Here is a 15,065-nt window from a genome sequence, read left to right as displayed (position 1 = left end):
GTTACCCCACTTTTAAATCAACCACGGAGCAACACCAATGACCCATAAGCGCGATATCACCCTGGAAGTCGGCGACAAGGAATTCACCTTCACCCTGACGCCCCAGGACATCACCAAGTACTTCAACGCCCTGACCCAAACCAACAAGGTCGCCCCGGCCAACAACTTGTTGGCCAACACCATCCTGCCGGCGCAAAAAGACGAATTGAAGGTGTTGCTGGGCAACCCAGTCATGGTCATGCAACTGGCCGGCACCCTGGTGGAAGAGTACGCGCCGGACGTTGAAATCATCGTAAAAAAGCCCTCGGCCACGCTGACCGCCTGACTGAGGACGGGTTTGGGCAGTTGTTCGCCCTGACCCAGCGCTGGTTGCCTGGTGCTGAACCCACGATCGAAAACATGGGATCAGCCAAGTGGCTGGACGACGAATACTGGAGACGCATGGAGATCGCCGTAGCAAACGGTATCGCCCATGCCTTGAACGGATAACCCGGCATGACTGACCGCAGCGCCCGACTGGCCTTTATTTTGAGCCTGACCGACAAGGTCACTGCGCCCCTGGGCAAGGTCAAAATGGGCTTTTCTGACCTGGCTGAACAGGGGCAGAAAAACATCACCAAGATGGGCCTAGGCCTGGCTGGGATGGTGGGCGCCGGCATGGCCATCACTGAGTCGTTGCAGCCAGCCCTGGAAATGAATCGCGCCCTGGGCGAGGTCCGATCGCTGGGCGTGGCCGAGGATGCGTTGGACGCGCTGAACCGCAAGTCACTGGAGTTTTCGGTGGCTTACGGCGAAAACGCTCGGGATTTTGTCGCCTCGGCATACCACATTGAGGGTGCAATCAAAGGCCTGACGGGCAACCAGCTGGCGACTTTTACCAATGCCAGCAATCTGTTGGCGAAGGCCACCAAGTCCGATGCCGACACCATGGGCACCTACGTCGGCACGATGTACAACCTGTTCAAGGGCCAGGCCGATGCCATGGGCAAGGGGCAGTGGGTTGAATCCCTAGCCGGCCAAACGGCGCTGGCGGTGAAGCTGTTCCGCACCAGCGGCGAGCAGATCGGCGAGGCGTTCAAGTCCGCCGGCGGCTTGGCCAGCACAGCAGGCGTCGACCTGGCCGAGCAGATGGCAGTCCTGGGCACCCTGGGCAGCACCATGGACGGCGGCGAGGCCGGCGGCCTGTACAAGTCGTTTTTTGAGAACATCAGTGGCGCCTCCGAAAAATTGGGCATGAAGTTTGTCGACCAACAGGGCAAGTTGCTGCCGATGATGGACATCCTGGACAAGCTCAAAGGCAAGTTCGGGGATTTGTCGATCGAGGCCAACGGCAAGAAGCTTCGCGATGCCTTCGGTGGCGAGGCGGCGCGCCTGATCACCACGCTGATGGGCGACACCGACCGTTTGAAAAACGGTATGGATCAGTTGGGCAAGGTCCGGGGCCTGGAGAACGCCGAGCAGATGGCCCAGGCCATGGTGGACCCGTGGCAGCAGTTCGCCGCCGCCGTCGAGGCGTTGCGCATTGCTTTTGGGCAAGCCTTGCTGCCGATCCTCACGCCGCTGATGAACAAGCTAGCGGGCGTGGCTTCAACGCTCACCCGCTGGACGCAATTGTTCCCGAACATCACCCGGGTTGTCGGCATCGCCAGCTTGACCACACTGGGCATCGTCGCGGCTATGTCGTTGCTCACCTTCACCGTGGGCCTGTCGAAAATGGTCTGGCTGGGCATGATCACGGTCTGGAAACTCCTTACCTGGACCGGCTTTCGCAGCATTGCGATGTTCCTGATGCACGCAGTCATGATCACGGCTTTCGTGGTTAGCCTGGTGGCTATGGTCGCCTGGATGGGCATTGTGCGCGGCGCGATGATGCTTTGGCAGGCCGCGATCTGGCTGGTCAATATCGCCATGACCGCCAACCCCGTGGGGCTGATCATCACCGGCATCGCTCTGCTGGTGGCAGCGGTCGCAGCAGCGGTTATCTATTGGGATGAATGGACTGCCGCGCTACTCAATAGCGAGGCGTTCAAGTGGGTCAGCGAGCAGCTCACCGCTTTGTCGGCCTGGTTCGACTCCATGGGCGGCTGGTCGGGCATGGTGCAAGCCGCCTGGAACAGCATCGCCTCGATCTTCTACAGCGCGATCAATGGCCTGATCGCGATGATGAACAAGATCCCTGGCGTCAACATCGAGACCACATTCGGCGCGGTGCCTGATGCACCAGGTGTCGACGTGGCCATGGGTGCAGCTGAGCAGGCCGACCGCGCCTCAAAAGCCCAAAAAAGCATCAATGCGGCCATTCCGAACCTATCGCCGGCGCGCCCTAACGCGGTGCCGCCTGGCGGTTTGCTGACCAGCATCCAGAACACTCAGAACCAGAATCAAGGTACTCGGGTGGAGAAAGTCGAGATCCACACCAGCAAGCCCATGAGCCCCCTGGAGATGGAAAACATGATGGCCATGTCGGTGGGCGGATGAGCGAGTACATCGATCTGCTGATTGCCGGCAACGACCTGGTGCTGGATCCGTCCCGCCAACCGCTGCTGATCGATGACCGGGCCAGCATCGCCCAAGACATCGCCCACATGATCCGCGACAGCGGCCTGCTGGTCACCCTGGTGGCCGAGCGCGATCGCCTCAAGCAGCGCGACTGCATCCAGCAGTTGGAGCTGCTGGTGGAGGCCGACGAGCGCCTGGTACCGGGCACGACGCAGATCACCCAGCTGCAGCCTGGCCAGTACCTGGTCACGGCGACAACCCTGAAATTTGGCAACATCGAGGTGGCTTTGTGAGTGACGTAGATTTTAAACAGGCGCTGACTGACGCCGGCATCCCGACCACCGAGGCGGGGCTGCTGCAGGCTTGGGAAAAAGAGGTAGCCGCCCAGGGCAGCAAGCTAAGCAACACCAGCGCCTATTCACCGTTCTGGCGCGTGGTTCGCGCCCTGGTCACCAAGCCGGTTCTGTGGATCCTGGATTTTTTCGTGGCCACGGTGCTGCCGAACTTTTTCGTCAAGACTGCTGTAGACGCCTGGCTCGACATGCTCGCCTGGGCGGTAAACGTCGAACGCAAGGGCGCGACTAAGGCCAAGGGCTTTTTGTTGTTCACCCGCGAGGCCGCCGGCGGCGCTCTGGAAGTGCCAGCGGGCACGCTGGTGCAGTCCGCTTCCATCAACGGGCATATCTACCAGGTAGTGACCACGGCGGTGGGCATCTTCGCTGATGGGCTGATGCAATTGCAGATCCCTGTAGAGGCGGTCGACACCGGCGCCGGCTTCAATCTGGCCCCGGGTTACTACGCGATTTTGCCGGTGCCGGTACCGGGCATTGCCCAGGTGGTGAACAGCGACGGTTGGTTGACCACACCAGGTGCGGATCCTGAGCCCAATGACGAGCTGCGTTTGCGCACCCGCAACCAGTTTTCAGCGGTCAACCAATGGCACACCGACGCGGTATATCGCGCCATGATCTCGGCCTTCCCGGGCGTACGCCCAGACGGCGTTTACTTCGAACACGGCGCGCCACGTGGGCCAGGCAGCGCCAATGCCTATGTGCTGTTTGAAGCGGACGTGCCGGCGGCGACGTACCTGGAGCAAATCAACGCGCATATCCGTGACCAGGGCAACCATGGCCACGGTGATGATCTGTTGGTAATGGTCATGCCAGAAACCCAGCACGCGCTGCAGCTGGAGATCTGGCCGCGCTCTACGCTGACCGCCGAGCAGCGTGAAACGCTCAAGGACAACGCCACGCTGTTTATCCGTGCGGCGTTCCGCGACAGCACCGCCACCGACTACCAACCGACGCTGACCTATCCCCAATCGCGGTTTTCATTTAGCCGCCTGGGCGAAGAACTCCATCAGCAGTTCCCCGGCATCGAGTCACTGCGCTTTGCCACCGCCGACATCATTGCCGAACTGAACATTCCACGGATTCAGAGCCTGGAGGTGCAACTGCATGATTAAGATCGATCTGCCGTTCTGGCTTGATGGCACCGAGCTGGCCAAGCTCAAAACGGCGGCCCAGTCCTGGTGGGAGCGCGTCGAGGGCTGGTTGCGCTGGCCACTGCTGCAGATGGACGCGGACACCTGCCATATCGCCGTGCTGGACCTGCTGGCCTGGCAGCGCGATATCACCCGTTTCAAGGGGGAACCTGAGAGCTTGTATCGGCTTCGGGTCAAGCACGCCTTTATCAACGCGGTGGACGCCGGAAGTACGGCTGGCATGAAGCGCATCCTGGTGCGCCTGGGCGTGGGTTACGTCGAGATCGAGGAGCGTCAGCCCGATCGGGATTGGGACGTGGTGCTGCTGCGTTTCTCCGATTCCCAGCTGTCGCAAAACCCCGAGCTGTTGCGGGTTTTGATCCAGCAATACGGCCGCACGTGCCGGCGCTATGACTTTTCCACCATCACACCTATTCCGGTGCGGATCGGCCTTGTTCACTTCCACGACGATCAGCAAACGCTGGTCGCCCGCCTTTAGGAGCCCTCATGGGAGCCAGTATTACCCTTGCAGGTGAAAACCTGATCGCGCAGAAACAAGCCGCAAACGCGGGGCTCAAAGTGAGTCGATTCATTTTTGCCAACGTACCCGGGTTGAATCCCAATGCGCCGGTGGACCGGGCGGCGCCAAAACCGCCAGTGGGTCAGATCGTCAATGTGCACGAGATCCCTGCCGAGCATGCGGGCTACGTGAACCCCAATCAGGTGGTGTACAGCGCGCAGATCGGCTCCGACGTTGGCGACTGGGACTTCAATTGGATCGGTTTGGAAACTACTGAGGGTGTGCTGTTTGCGGTGGCGTATGTGCCTGTGCAGCAAAAGCGCCGCAACATCCCGCCGCTGCAGATCGGCAACAACCTGACCCGAAACTTCCTGGTGGCCTTCGACGGCGCCCTGGCGCTGACCGGCATCACCATCGATGCCAGCACCTGGCAGCATGACTTCACCGTGCGCCTGGCCGGCATCGATGAGCGCGAGCGCCTTAGCAATCGCGACGTGTACGGGCGAGCCTGTTTCTTCGGCAGCTCGCTGCAGGTGATAAAGGTCGGCAGTGCCTATCAGCTCAAGTCGGGCATTGCTTACATCGAAGGTATGCGCCTTGTGCAATCGGCTGCGTTGCCTATCGCGCCGCCGTCACTGCCCACCACAGTCTGGCTGGACGTAGTGCTGCAGCGGGAGCTGAGCGATGTGGTGGCCAGTTGGACGTTGATTTTCGGGGCGAACAAGGCGGACTACACCGACGCCCTCGGCGTGAAGCACTACTGCGTGGCTATCGCAGACCTGGCCACTGCCGGCATTACGGATCGGCGATCGGTCGAGGCGATCGACGGCCCCCTGGTCCAGCAATTTGCACTGCGTATTGGTGACTACAAGCAACTGCGCGCCAGGGCCACGACCAAGGAAGACGTAGGGTTGTCTGCTATTCCCAACGCAAAGAGCGACGACCCCAACGTATCGGACAGCGAAATCCTTGCTACCACCAAGGCACTAAGAGCCCTGTATGAGCTGATCGTCATCGGTGATCACCTGGAAATGCGGGCTCGAAAGACCACCAAAGAAGACGTGGGCCTGGGGAAACTTCCGAATGCAAAAAGCGATAGCTGGGACTCAGACAGCTCCGACGTGCTGGCCACAACCAAGCTGGCCAAAAAGATCTTCGACCAAATGCCCGTGAATGGGCAGGCCCTTTTTCTCACTGCAGGTGTATCCACTTGGAACGTTCCAGCAGGGGTAAAAAAATGTTGGGTTGAAGTCACCGGAGGCGGTGGCGGCGGTGCTTTTTATGGAAGCTCTCCAGGGCCGGGTGGCGGTGGAGGTGGTGGCGTTGCCAGAAAGGCTGTCGACCTAACTGGGATTAACTCGGTTGTCATCACGGTGGGGACAGGCGGCAACGGATCAGTGGCCAACGGATACCCAGGCCTGAATGGCGGAGGCTCATCGTTTGGTGAATTTTGCTCTGCGTCTGGAGGCGGCGGAGGGCGGGTGGATGCCAGCACTGCAAGCGGCGGTACTGGTACTGGTGGAGATATGAACACGTCTATCGGTAGCGGTAACCCCGCCCTATCTGTGCCCTCAGGGTCTTTCTACGGCGGCTCGGGAGCAGGTGGTGAAAGTGGATTTGCTTCTAGCGATCCAAGACGCCCGAGTAACCCAGGATATGGAGGTGGCGGTCGCTGGGCAGGAGGCGGTGGCGCACCTGGTGCGCATGGCGCGGTCATTATTCGTTGGTAAGGAATCACATCTATGTGGGCAAGAATTGATAACGGGTTAGTCGTGGAACTGACCGACAAAGATCCAGCGGGCCGCTTTCATCCGTCATATGAGTGGGCTGCATGCAACGCTGAGGTTGCCCAGGGCTGGCTGTGGGACGGAAAAGCTTTTGAGCCTTCTGCCGCATCGAGCATGGGAGCGGCCCACGCCGCCAAGGTAGCGGAGATCAATCTGGGCTGTGAACGGGCGATCACCGGCGGCTTCTGGTCTGATGCGCTCGGCGGTCACTACCAGTACAGCAGCCAGTTGGATGATCAAATGAATCTGACCAGCGCAATCCTGGGGGCAATGGATATTCTCTATCCATGTAACGATGAGTTAGGCGTGAAAGCGTTTCGCTCGCATACGGCTGAGCAACTGCGCCAAGTCGGAATCGACTTCACTGCCTTCAAGCTGCAGTTGCTGCAGAAGGCCGACAGGCTCAAGCGAGTGTTGGACCAGGCGTTGGCAGATCGAGATCCTGCAGCGCTGGAGTCCATTACCTGGGAAGCTTCGCAGCCATGACGTGGACACCGGTAACGATGCGCTGGCCCGAGCAGTCCACCCAATGGATGGGCGATCTGGCAGCGACCCAGGCACTGGCGGGCAGTGAGTTGGCCAGCACTAGCCTACGCCTGGCCGGACTGGATGGCATGGCCAGCACCAACCCGGGGCCGGTGGGTGATGCGGCGAAGGGCGCGATCGAGGCCGGCCGTGCCGCACTGGCTGGGCAGATGGGCGAAGCACCTGCGTGTCTGGCCGTGACTCCGTTTCAAAGCGGAGTCGGCCAGGGCCGTGGCCATCAGCGTTTTCTGTCGGCGCCGAACTTGCTGCAGCAGTTGGCTGCCAAACTGGTCGACGCCACTGACAGCGGTCGACCGGCTGGCCCTCAATATGCGTTGTCGCTGATGTTCCTAGGCACGCGTCTGGATCAGTTCGCCGCGACCCTGGCGCGCTTCAATTCGCTGCTGCCGATCCCTGACCTGGTGCGTGCTGAACGTCGGGCGCGCAACCTGTCGCGGCTGGAGGCCGAAAAGTGGGAGATCCCTAGCGCTGGGCCTTTGCCGCGCTGGTCTGCGCTGCCTCTGGAGCGTTGCACGGTGGTCAAAGCGGCGAAGCAATCCATGGCTGGTCAGATCGCCGTCCTGGAAAGCTACGCCGCCGACAGTTCGCCCCTGGGCGACTTAGCTGCATTGGCTGGACGCAAAGCTGCCCAGCAGTTGGACCGCGACAAACAGCTGAATGATTTGAAAGCCCTGCTGGCCGATGGCAACGCTGACCACAGCATGCGTGCGCGGATCTTGGGCCCAGGCGACAACAACGAGCTGCGCCGTGCCTTGCTGCAGGGCGAAGCACCTGGTCATGAGTGGGTGCTGTGCGCCGGCGTGCTGCTGGTGGGGTCCTTGGATGGTTTGAGCTTTGTTCGGGAGTTGGTTGGCCTATGACGCTATTACTCGATGGCCAGCAGATCCTGGGCAAACGCCTGAAAATTACGGCCAACCTGCGTATTGAAAGCGACGATCTTTCGGGGCAGACCAGCAACAGCGAGACAGCACACAAGGGCTTCAAGCCCAAGACACTGGCGGTTTCGTTGCAGATCCCCTTTGTCGACCACTCCCAACTGCGCAGCCTGATGCGCTTGGCAGAGGCAACGGGCAGCGGTGGCCAACTCAAGATGTACCGCATCGTCAATGACACCGCTGCCGCCTTCGGGATACGCGAAGTGCAGTTTTCGGACGGTGTGAGCGCCCGTGAAGATGACTCGCTAAACCTCTGGCTGGTGCAGTTCACGTTGTCGGAAAAGCTCTCCAACCCCGAGCGCGTGGAGAATCGGCGCGCCGGCAATGGCGTTACGTCGCAGTCTGGCCCGGGTTCGGCTGTCGGCGGCGCCAGTGGCGATGACGGCAAGGATAAGCCCCAGGAACTGAGCGGCTTTGAACGGACCCTGAAACGGGTCGACGACTGGCTGGCCCCGACGACATGAAACTACACAAGGTATTGACGATCAGCGGCACGCCTTACCCGCTGATCAAAGATGAGGTTCGGCTGGAGATCAAAAGCCCCGGCCGGGCGACGTTCACCATCCAGGCAGATGCTCCGGTCAAAGGCCTGGTGATGCTCGATGTCGGTTACAACGACAGCCCGCTGCAGCGTCACTTCATCGGCTTTGTTGAGCGCTCCACGGCCATCAACCGCGTGCAGCAGATCCTGGTCTGCCGTGAACTGGCCGCGATCCTGTCGCAGCCTATGCCGCTGAACCTGCGCCACGTCGACCTGCAGGGCGTGCTGGCCGAAGTCAGCGACAAGACCGGCCTGCGCTTCCGCGTGCCGGACCAGGCCTATGCCAAGGTCAAGGCGCCTTTCTTCTACAGCCTGGCAGCCGGCTACCTAGCCATGGATAGCCTGGCTAGCGTGTTCAACATTCCCGACTTTATCTGGCAGCAGCAGGGCGACGGTGAGGTGTTTGTGGGCCGTTGGGCGGACAGCTTCTTTGGCCTCCGTTCGCCGCTGCAGATGCCGGTCGAACTGTTTGACGGCTACCAGGGCAACCAGAGCGCAATGATCGCGGCCCTTCCAGGACTGCGCCCAGGTGCAACCATCAACCAGGGCGAGAGGATCACCAGCGTGACCCTTGCCGGCAACCAAATGGCGATCAAATGGACGACGCAATCCGTCGCAGCGTAGAGCGACAATTCCCCGAACTCACCGGCGGCTACCACCTGCCACGCTTTGGCCGCGTAGTGGCCGTGCCCGATGCACCGGCCGCACCTGGTCTGTGCGACGACTTCCGGCCGCGCTTTGGCGTCGATGTGGAAGTGCTGCTGCCCGATGGCGAGCCAGATTCCGCGCTCCCGATTCTGACCGGCCTGCCGCTGCCGGCGCCGATGGGCGGGCAAGAGGCGGGTATGTTTGGCTTCCCGGAAGAGGGCACCACTGTGGTGGTCAGCTTCGCCTACGGCCTGCCACATAAGCCCTTTATCACGCAGATCCTTCCCCACGGCCTGAGCCTGCCCCGGGTGCCGAAGGGTGACCAGGTGTGGCAGCACAGCGAGGCATGCCAACAGCGTGTCGACGCCGACGGCAACTGGCTGCGCCAAACGGACGGCAAAATACAGGATAAGGCGATCGAGCGGGAAGTGGAGGCGATGCAGAACACGGAGAGCTTCCAGAGCCACACCAGGACGGTGGATGACCATTCAAGCGAGTCGGTGGGTGGGATCAAGAAGATCGAGGCGCTGGGTGCGCTCAAGCTGCTGTCGGGGGGATCTGCGAGCCTAGCTGCAGTGGATGATTTACACCAGGCGACTGGGCGGGATTTAAACTTGGTGGTCGGGCAGAAACACAATGCCATGGTGGGTGGGGATATGGAGGAACGGATTCAGGGGCTGCGTAAAAGCGTTGCGGCGGTCAGTCAGCGGATTGTCTCGCCTAAGACTTGGCTGGGTTCCGAAAGCCTAAACGTGTTGCAGGTACTTTGCGATTTGCTCGACTTGGTGCAGCAGATGAATATTCAGCTCTCCGAACATACCCATGGGCCGACCCCGCCCCCTGGTAATTCTGCTGCATTCGTTGGCTATGCAGCGCAAGTCGAGAATCTTTCACTGCTTACTAAGTCGATAGTTATTTAATGCTCCTCACTATGTTTCAGGTTCTTTATATCCAATTTGAATGGCTTCTAATTTGTCGTGGCTAATTTCTCTCGAGTCTTCATTGTATCTCGCTTGATAGAAGCTGAAATTACTTCGCTTATGTTTTGCGCATAGGGATTCAATCTTGCTTATTATTTTTATTTTGTTTTCCATGGTTGTATTAATGCCAAATATTATGCCTTCAAGTGAATTGAAGTCGTAGCGCAATTTGCGCAGCTCGTTATCTTCTAAGTTTCTCATCATTGAATATTGGATTAGTCTGGATTCTTTTTCTTGACTCCAAGCGCGAAGTTTAACGGTGGCAGAGTGATTAAAATTGTCCCAATAATGCTCTCGCCATTTTTGCTCGCTAGTGAGCATTTCTTCAGCGCAGGAGCTAATTTCGCCTTTTTCTCCCTTGAACCACGTGTTGAGTAGTACTGGAACTGGTAGGTTACCCATCGACTTGAAGAAATCTATATTTACGAAAGATTTATCATAAGAAACTTCACGAAATTCAAATTGTGTAGGGCGCCATACGATGCCACTTCTGTCCTCGCTACTTGGCGAGGTAAGTGTCAGTGCGGTGTAATCCTGTACCTTCTCTGTCCTGAATTTCAAACACACGTCCTGGTGGTATCCACCATAACTTCCCCAAATGGAAGAGTCCGAGCAAGAAGACATAAAGCAAGCGGTGTACCAGCTAGGATATAACAGTCGCTCAATCTCTCTACAGTATGCTTCAGGGAATTCAAAATTCACAAAAAACAAATACTCTTTTCCTGTTTTGTGTGTCTTGTATCTTTTTAATAGTAGCTTTTCACTGTTTTTTCTATATGTTTGTAAGAATTCGGACTCTTGTGCTTTTGCCGAACTTGCATCAATTAGCAATTGTGGGAGTAGTTCTTTCAAAATTATCAGTATTTCATTTCGTTCCTCTGAATTTTTTTTGTAAGGCTTGGCTAGAAACCCTTTGGTGAAAAAGATTTCAAATATGCTTTCAAAAAAATAAAAATGTAGTATCTGCAGGTGAGCTAATAGCTCCCATCGTTTGAGTTTTCTCCCTATTCCAATGTTTGAAATAAAATTCTGTATGCATTGCTCTGACGTGAGCGATTCAAATATCTCCTGATTTAATTCATTAAGCTCTGTGATGGAAGTGTCTGCGGAAGCGAATACGTTGATTTTTCTCGTCGGGACTTCATCTATTCTATGTATAAGCTCTAGACAGCTATTTATTAGGCATCTGACGTAATGCTTGATAAGGTTTTTCCATACTATTTTATCGCCATCAAAGTAGATGTCTTTATAACCCTCCAGCGGATCATTCAGCTGTTGTGGGGATGCGAAGTAAATATACTGACCCTCCAGCTCTCCATCTTTGTCGCTTTCACCAAGCAGCCTCTTTACGGGCCTAAATCTGTACATGAATTCTGTCATGGGTGTTCCCTTTATCCAGGGCTGCTGCTAACTCAGCTGCCTATCCTTAGTTCTTAAATTCATACTTAATAGCAGTTTAATGTACTGCAATTGCCTACTATGCCGATACGTTACATTTACGCCAAACGGCACCACCAAGATTGAGCGTATGCACATCCCTCGACATACTCAATCCCACTCAGCACAAATCCTGTAGGAGCCATCCCGGACAATGCCGCATCCAGCAGCCGGGGCAGTGGGTCAGGTTCCAATGGCATCCCCTTCGATACTCGCGCTACATTTGAGCTTCGGCCAAGCTCGGTGCTTGTCGCGGGTGCTACAAGTACGTCACCCCTAATTGCCGGGTAACGCTTCCTTTCTTGTGGGTCCAAGGCTACGCCTTTGCATCGCATCGGGGTCACGAGCATGTGCATGATTGGTCTGCCTTAGTCGCCGCTGGGTTCATCCAGGAGCGCCTCTACGGCGTACTCCAGTGCCCCATCCGCTTGCTCAAGTAGATCAGCAAGCTCATTGGGGTCTATCAGCTGTGCCCGATAAAGCGCGTACGCCCCATCAATCAGCTTTTTATGGTGTGCCCCTGGGTGACGCATCAAGGCCACCTCATCCCGCAGCAACTTTAACCATGAAAAGGTCACCCCGTTCTGGATGAGATCAATTGTGCTCGTCATCATTTCGCCTCCGCTCGCCTGTCACTGATACTGTATATGCAAACAGTATATTCCGAGGCCTGACTGCTTGCGCGGTGATCCGATGAGGTGTCGCTCTGGAAGCAGCCCTGAATTTGCTTCAGCAAGAAAAAATTGGAAGAAAAAGCACTTATCCCCCTCCCGCCGACGGGGTTTGCGTCCTTTTTTTGTGCAAACCCGGATGTAGTGCAAACGAACCGGCAGCCCAGGCTGGCTGGGGCGCTCTGCGGGCGACCGGCAGTTTCATAGATTGCAAAGTTTTGAAGAGAAGTGCAGTGCGGTTGCACTGCGGTGCAACAGACGACTACGAACGGGTCAGGGCTGGAGGGCCCGGTTTCATTGGGTCGAAAATTTTAAAACATTCGAACCAAGCGGTTTTCAGAATCGCAACCGGTCGAAAGTGCACGTAGTTGCAGGTACAGGGCGTGTCTCAGGATATGCAGGGAGTTGCCCGCCGGCTGGGCCTGGCAGGCATGATTACATGGGGGAGAGGGGTTTCAAACTTTTGCAGCGGCGCCGCGTACATGAGGAAGGGCGCCGAGGCGTTCCATGCGGGCGAATTCCGCTTCTACCAACGGGACCAGCAATTGGTTCAATGAGCCATAAAGTGTGTCGGCCTGATGTTGAGTCAGTCGTTTTACCGTGCCGGTCACGCCGCTGGCGCAGCACACGCAATCGGGATCAATCCCGAGGATGTCCAGCGCACCATCTATATAGCCTCGCAGGTAGTCAGCACGGTTGAACAGAATCAGGCTGGCCGGTCCTTCCTGGTAGTCCCAATGGACCTCCCACAGGGCGCCTTTCTTGACGACTTCAATTTTTGGAATGGGAGCGACGGAGCTGGGTTTTGTCATGGTGTTTTCCGGATCAAAGTCACGAGGCGATAGCAGTCTGGTGTGGCGTGCCTGAACGGCTGCTTAAAACTTTTTCCAGGTACACCCCCTCCTGACACGTAAGTGGCGTCAGCGGGTCGAAAAACGTCTGAAAAGCCCCGGATTCATTGGGGGGAGTCACTTACAGTCATGTCGTCAAAAAGTGTAAGCTAGGAAATCTAATTAAAAAAACCTTTAAAAACAGTAGGTTGCTGGCGTTCTCACTTACAGTCATGAACTGTTCGGCGCAGACACTGATCTGACAGTCTACTTACGGTTTAGAAATGGATTTAAGCTATTGAAATATAAGGGATAGAGATAGATTAAAAATCTCACTTACACTTCTTACGCACTTTTGATGGGTGCACCGGAAAAAAATTCCCGTGTGTCGTAGGGGGTGACGCTTGATGCGTGGACACACTTCGGCGGCGTTCAACTTGGCGGGGTATTGGCTAGCCCGGACTACCTCATCTTACCCGTCCAACGCGCTACCCTAAGCAGCCACGTACCTGCCTGATAATTCAGCATTCGTTTCTAGATATTGTGCTTGCCCTGCCGCCGATCATTACGCTCAAAGGTTACGGGTGCTTGATCACTCGAGCGCGTCGATGTGTAAGTTCTTAGGGTGTTTTCGCCGAAAAAGATAAAGAGGAATCAACCCCATGACTATGTAAAAACAGCCCATTGTCATCACAGGAGTACTTAAGTTCTCAACGTTGAACGTCATTATCAACTTTAGCGTTTCAGGACTTCCGAACAACGCAGCGAGCATGAACGCCATCCCTAAGATGATTGGAATCCAGATGGTCAAGCTGATAAAGAAGCTTCGGAACCAACGATGTGGGCCGATTCGTTTGATGATGTCAGGCGAGCGGGACATTCTGCCTAAAGATTTCAACCCGTTTGGCAGGCCTCGAACTGTTCCTTTTATGTCTGGATGCCGGCTTGTGCTGGTGTGCAAAATTTCGACCACCACACCATCCGTCGAATCGAAATAATTCAATTCCACGACCGCTTCGTTTGGTGCTTGCGCGGAGGGGGGCCTTATTCTGAAATCGTTCACCGGCCGGCTCGCTTTCAAAATTGACGCAGACAACAATTTGCCATCTGTTCCGACGGAGAATCGAAGTGGGTCGATATCAACCACTTCTGTACCCAATATCGTGTTCTCACCGCTGTTCCAGAGGACGATTACAGACCGAGTCAGGCGAGGAATATCCTCTCCGTAATACTGAACACTTATCCCTTCAGGTAGAGCGGAGGACTCGCTACCCAGCAGATGTTCACCGAGGTACGCAAAACTTAAGCTAGTTCGCTTTCGCGAGCGAAAGTAGGCGATCACGCCACCTAGCACGCCAATCAGCCCAATCAATGAGCCAACCCATCCAGGAGAAAGGAAGCTTAGATTGGTATCAAACCATGACATGGACGTGTCCTTACGTAGTCAGACAGCAGTTGCTGGAGGCCTTTGTTACGTGCGTTGTTACGTATTGCAGACAAACAAAAGGCCCGCATTGCTGCGAGCCTTTGTTTTGTATGGTGCCGGCACCAGGAGTCGAACCCGGGACCTACTGATTACAAGTCAGTTGCTCTACCAACTGAGCTATACCGGCGTGTTAGGGCGACGATTATAGCGATTGGCGAGGTTCTGTAAACCCCTGAATTCTGACTATTTTTGCGAAATGACAGGTTTTTTCACGGCACTTGGGTTTTCGCCTGAAAAGTGGCCGTTTTCATTAGCTGCCGTCTGCGCAGTTGCTGGCGAATTTACTGTAGTCCAGCACCTGCTTTTGCCCATGGGAATCCAGGTAGGTCATGTGTGCGTTCACCACGCCGCAGGCGGTGCTGCTGTCTTCGACTGTCGACAGTACGCTTTGGATATCCGGCTTCGCGCTGGCTTGGGCGTTGAAGGTGAGGGCCAGAAGGCTGGAGGCGATGAAGATGTTCCAGTTGTTGGGGTTCATGGCGATGTCCTCTTGGGATCAATAGTGGGTGTGGGGCTATTGAGCGCTTGGGAGGTATCTGGTCTGTGTCGTGGGGTGGTGGGTTTTGTTTCGTATTGTTTGTGTCTGCAATGCGGCTACATGCAGATACGAAGTGGGGTGAGTTCGGCGAAAATGGAATGGATTGGTCGTTAAGTTTAGTTAACTGTTTGATTTGTTTGAATAAAGTAATAAGCCATAAAAAT

At 56.3% G+C, this 15,065-nt stretch carries 18 protein-coding genes and 1 tRNA gene; 12 read left to right on the top strand and 7 right to left on the bottom strand.

All coding sequences use genetic code 11. From position 1 onward, the window contains the following. The first annotated feature begins 37 nt into the window (after positions 1–37). From HF257_RS05650 to HF257_RS05600, 12 genes are read left to right on the top strand one after another with little or no spacing between them, the layout of a single operon-like run. Positions 38–325, top strand: coding sequence for a putative phage tail assembly chaperone (locus tag HF257_RS05650; RefSeq protein ID WP_185712036.1), 288 nt, complete (start codon positions 38–40; stop codon positions 323–325). Between the two features lie 20 nt (positions 326–345). Continuing rightward, positions 346–489, top strand: coding sequence for a DUF6890 family protein (locus HF257_RS33540; RefSeq protein WP_408635599.1), 144 nt, complete (start codon positions 346–348; stop codon positions 487–489). A gap of 6 nt (positions 490–495) precedes the next feature. Continuing rightward, on the top strand, positions 496–2,478 hold the full coding sequence (locus HF257_RS05645) for a phage tail tape measure protein (RefSeq protein WP_185712035.1): 1,983 nt from the start codon (positions 496–498) through the stop codon (positions 2,476–2,478). Further along, complete coding sequence (locus HF257_RS05640) at positions 2,475–2,792, top strand: DUF2590 family protein (RefSeq protein ID WP_185712034.1); 318 nt, start codon at positions 2,475–2,477, stop codon at positions 2,790–2,792. The genes HF257_RS05645 and HF257_RS05640 overlap by 4 nt, the downstream gene beginning before the upstream one ends. Further along, complete coding sequence (locus HF257_RS05635; protein WP_185712033.1) at positions 2,789–3,964, top strand: baseplate J/gp47 family protein; 1,176 nt, start codon at positions 2,789–2,791, stop codon at positions 3,962–3,964. The genes HF257_RS05640 and HF257_RS05635 overlap by 4 nt, the downstream gene beginning before the upstream one ends. Next, the gene (locus HF257_RS05630) at positions 3,957–4,481 is read left to right on the top strand and encodes a phage tail protein (protein WP_185712032.1); all 525 of its coding nucleotides are present in this window, start codon (positions 3,957–3,959) and stop codon (positions 4,479–4,481) included. Before HF257_RS05635 ends, HF257_RS05630 begins: the two co-directional genes overlap by 8 nt. Positions 4,482–4,489: 8 nt before the next feature. Continuing rightward, a complete protein-coding gene (locus tag HF257_RS33285) occupies positions 4,490–6,232 on the top strand; it encodes a phage tail protein (protein WP_233100269.1) in 1,743 nt (580 codons plus the stop codon). Positions 6,233–6,244: 12 nt separating this feature from the next. After that, positions 6,245–6,775, top strand: a complete 531-nt coding sequence (locus HF257_RS05620) for a DUF4376 domain-containing protein (RefSeq protein ID WP_185712031.1) — start codon at positions 6,245–6,247, stop codon at positions 6,773–6,775. Next, positions 6,772–7,695 (top strand): hypothetical protein, encoded by a 924-nt coding sequence (locus tag HF257_RS05615; RefSeq protein WP_185712030.1) that lies wholly within the window; start codon positions 6,772–6,774, stop codon positions 7,693–7,695. The genes HF257_RS05620 and HF257_RS05615 overlap by 4 nt, the downstream gene beginning before the upstream one ends. Then, positions 7,692–8,234, top strand: a complete 543-nt coding sequence (locus HF257_RS05610) for a baseplate complex protein (protein WP_185712029.1) — start codon at positions 7,692–7,694, stop codon at positions 8,232–8,234. The genes HF257_RS05615 and HF257_RS05610 overlap by 4 nt, the downstream gene beginning before the upstream one ends. Next, positions 8,231–8,935 carry a hypothetical protein gene (locus tag HF257_RS05605; protein WP_185712028.1) on the top strand — a complete coding sequence of 235 codons (705 nt, stop codon included), beginning with the start codon at positions 8,231–8,233 and terminating at the stop codon, positions 8,933–8,935. Before HF257_RS05610 ends, HF257_RS05605 begins: the two co-directional genes overlap by 4 nt. Then, on the top strand, positions 8,908–9,879 hold the full coding sequence (locus tag HF257_RS05600) for a hypothetical protein (RefSeq protein WP_185712027.1): 972 nt from the start codon (positions 8,908–8,910) through the stop codon (positions 9,877–9,879). Before HF257_RS05605 ends, HF257_RS05600 begins: the two co-directional genes overlap by 28 nt. A 9-nt stretch (positions 9,880–9,888) precedes the next feature. On the opposite strand, the gene HF257_RS05595 is transcribed toward HF257_RS05600, so the two are convergent. The 7 genes from HF257_RS05595 to HF257_RS05570 all read right to left on the bottom strand — a co-directional run bounded on the left by HF257_RS05595 (position 9,889) and on the right by HF257_RS05570 (position 14,841). After that, complete coding sequence (locus HF257_RS05595; protein WP_185712026.1) at positions 9,889–11,319, bottom strand: DUF2971 domain-containing protein; 1,431 nt, start codon at positions 11,317–11,319, stop codon at positions 9,889–9,891. 116 nt (positions 11,320–11,435) lie between these two features. Beyond that, positions 11,436–11,732: a hypothetical protein gene (locus tag HF257_RS33280; RefSeq protein WP_233100268.1), complete on the bottom strand. Its 297-nt coding sequence runs from the start codon at positions 11,730–11,732 to the stop codon at positions 11,436–11,438. Positions 11,733–11,744: 12 nt separating this feature from the next. Continuing rightward, positions 11,745–11,990, bottom strand: coding sequence for a hypothetical protein (locus HF257_RS05590; protein WP_233100266.1), 246 nt, complete (start codon positions 11,988–11,990; stop codon positions 11,745–11,747). 512 nt (positions 11,991–12,502) lie between these two features. Next, the gene (locus tag HF257_RS05585; protein ID WP_185712025.1) at positions 12,503–12,859 is read right to left on the bottom strand and encodes a hypothetical protein; all 357 of its coding nucleotides are present in this window, start codon (positions 12,857–12,859) and stop codon (positions 12,503–12,505) included. 610 nt (positions 12,860–13,469) lie between these two features. Next, positions 13,470–14,303, bottom strand: coding sequence for a hypothetical protein (locus tag HF257_RS05580; protein WP_185712024.1), 834 nt, complete (start codon positions 14,301–14,303; stop codon positions 13,470–13,472). A gap of 111 nt (positions 14,304–14,414) precedes the next feature. Further along, positions 14,415–14,490, bottom strand: a tRNA-Thr gene (locus HF257_RS05575). A gap of 123 nt (positions 14,491–14,613) precedes the next feature. Further along, on the bottom strand, positions 14,614–14,841 hold the full coding sequence (locus HF257_RS05570; RefSeq protein ID WP_185704682.1) for a DUF2790 domain-containing protein: 228 nt from the start codon (positions 14,839–14,841) through the stop codon (positions 14,614–14,616). Positions 14,842–15,065 lie beyond the last annotated feature (224 nt).

It is taken from the genome of Pseudomonas cremoris (assembly GCF_014230465.1).
The sequence above is the reverse complement of the archived record's forward strand: the minus strand, read 5'-3'. Positions and strand labels throughout refer to the sequence as shown.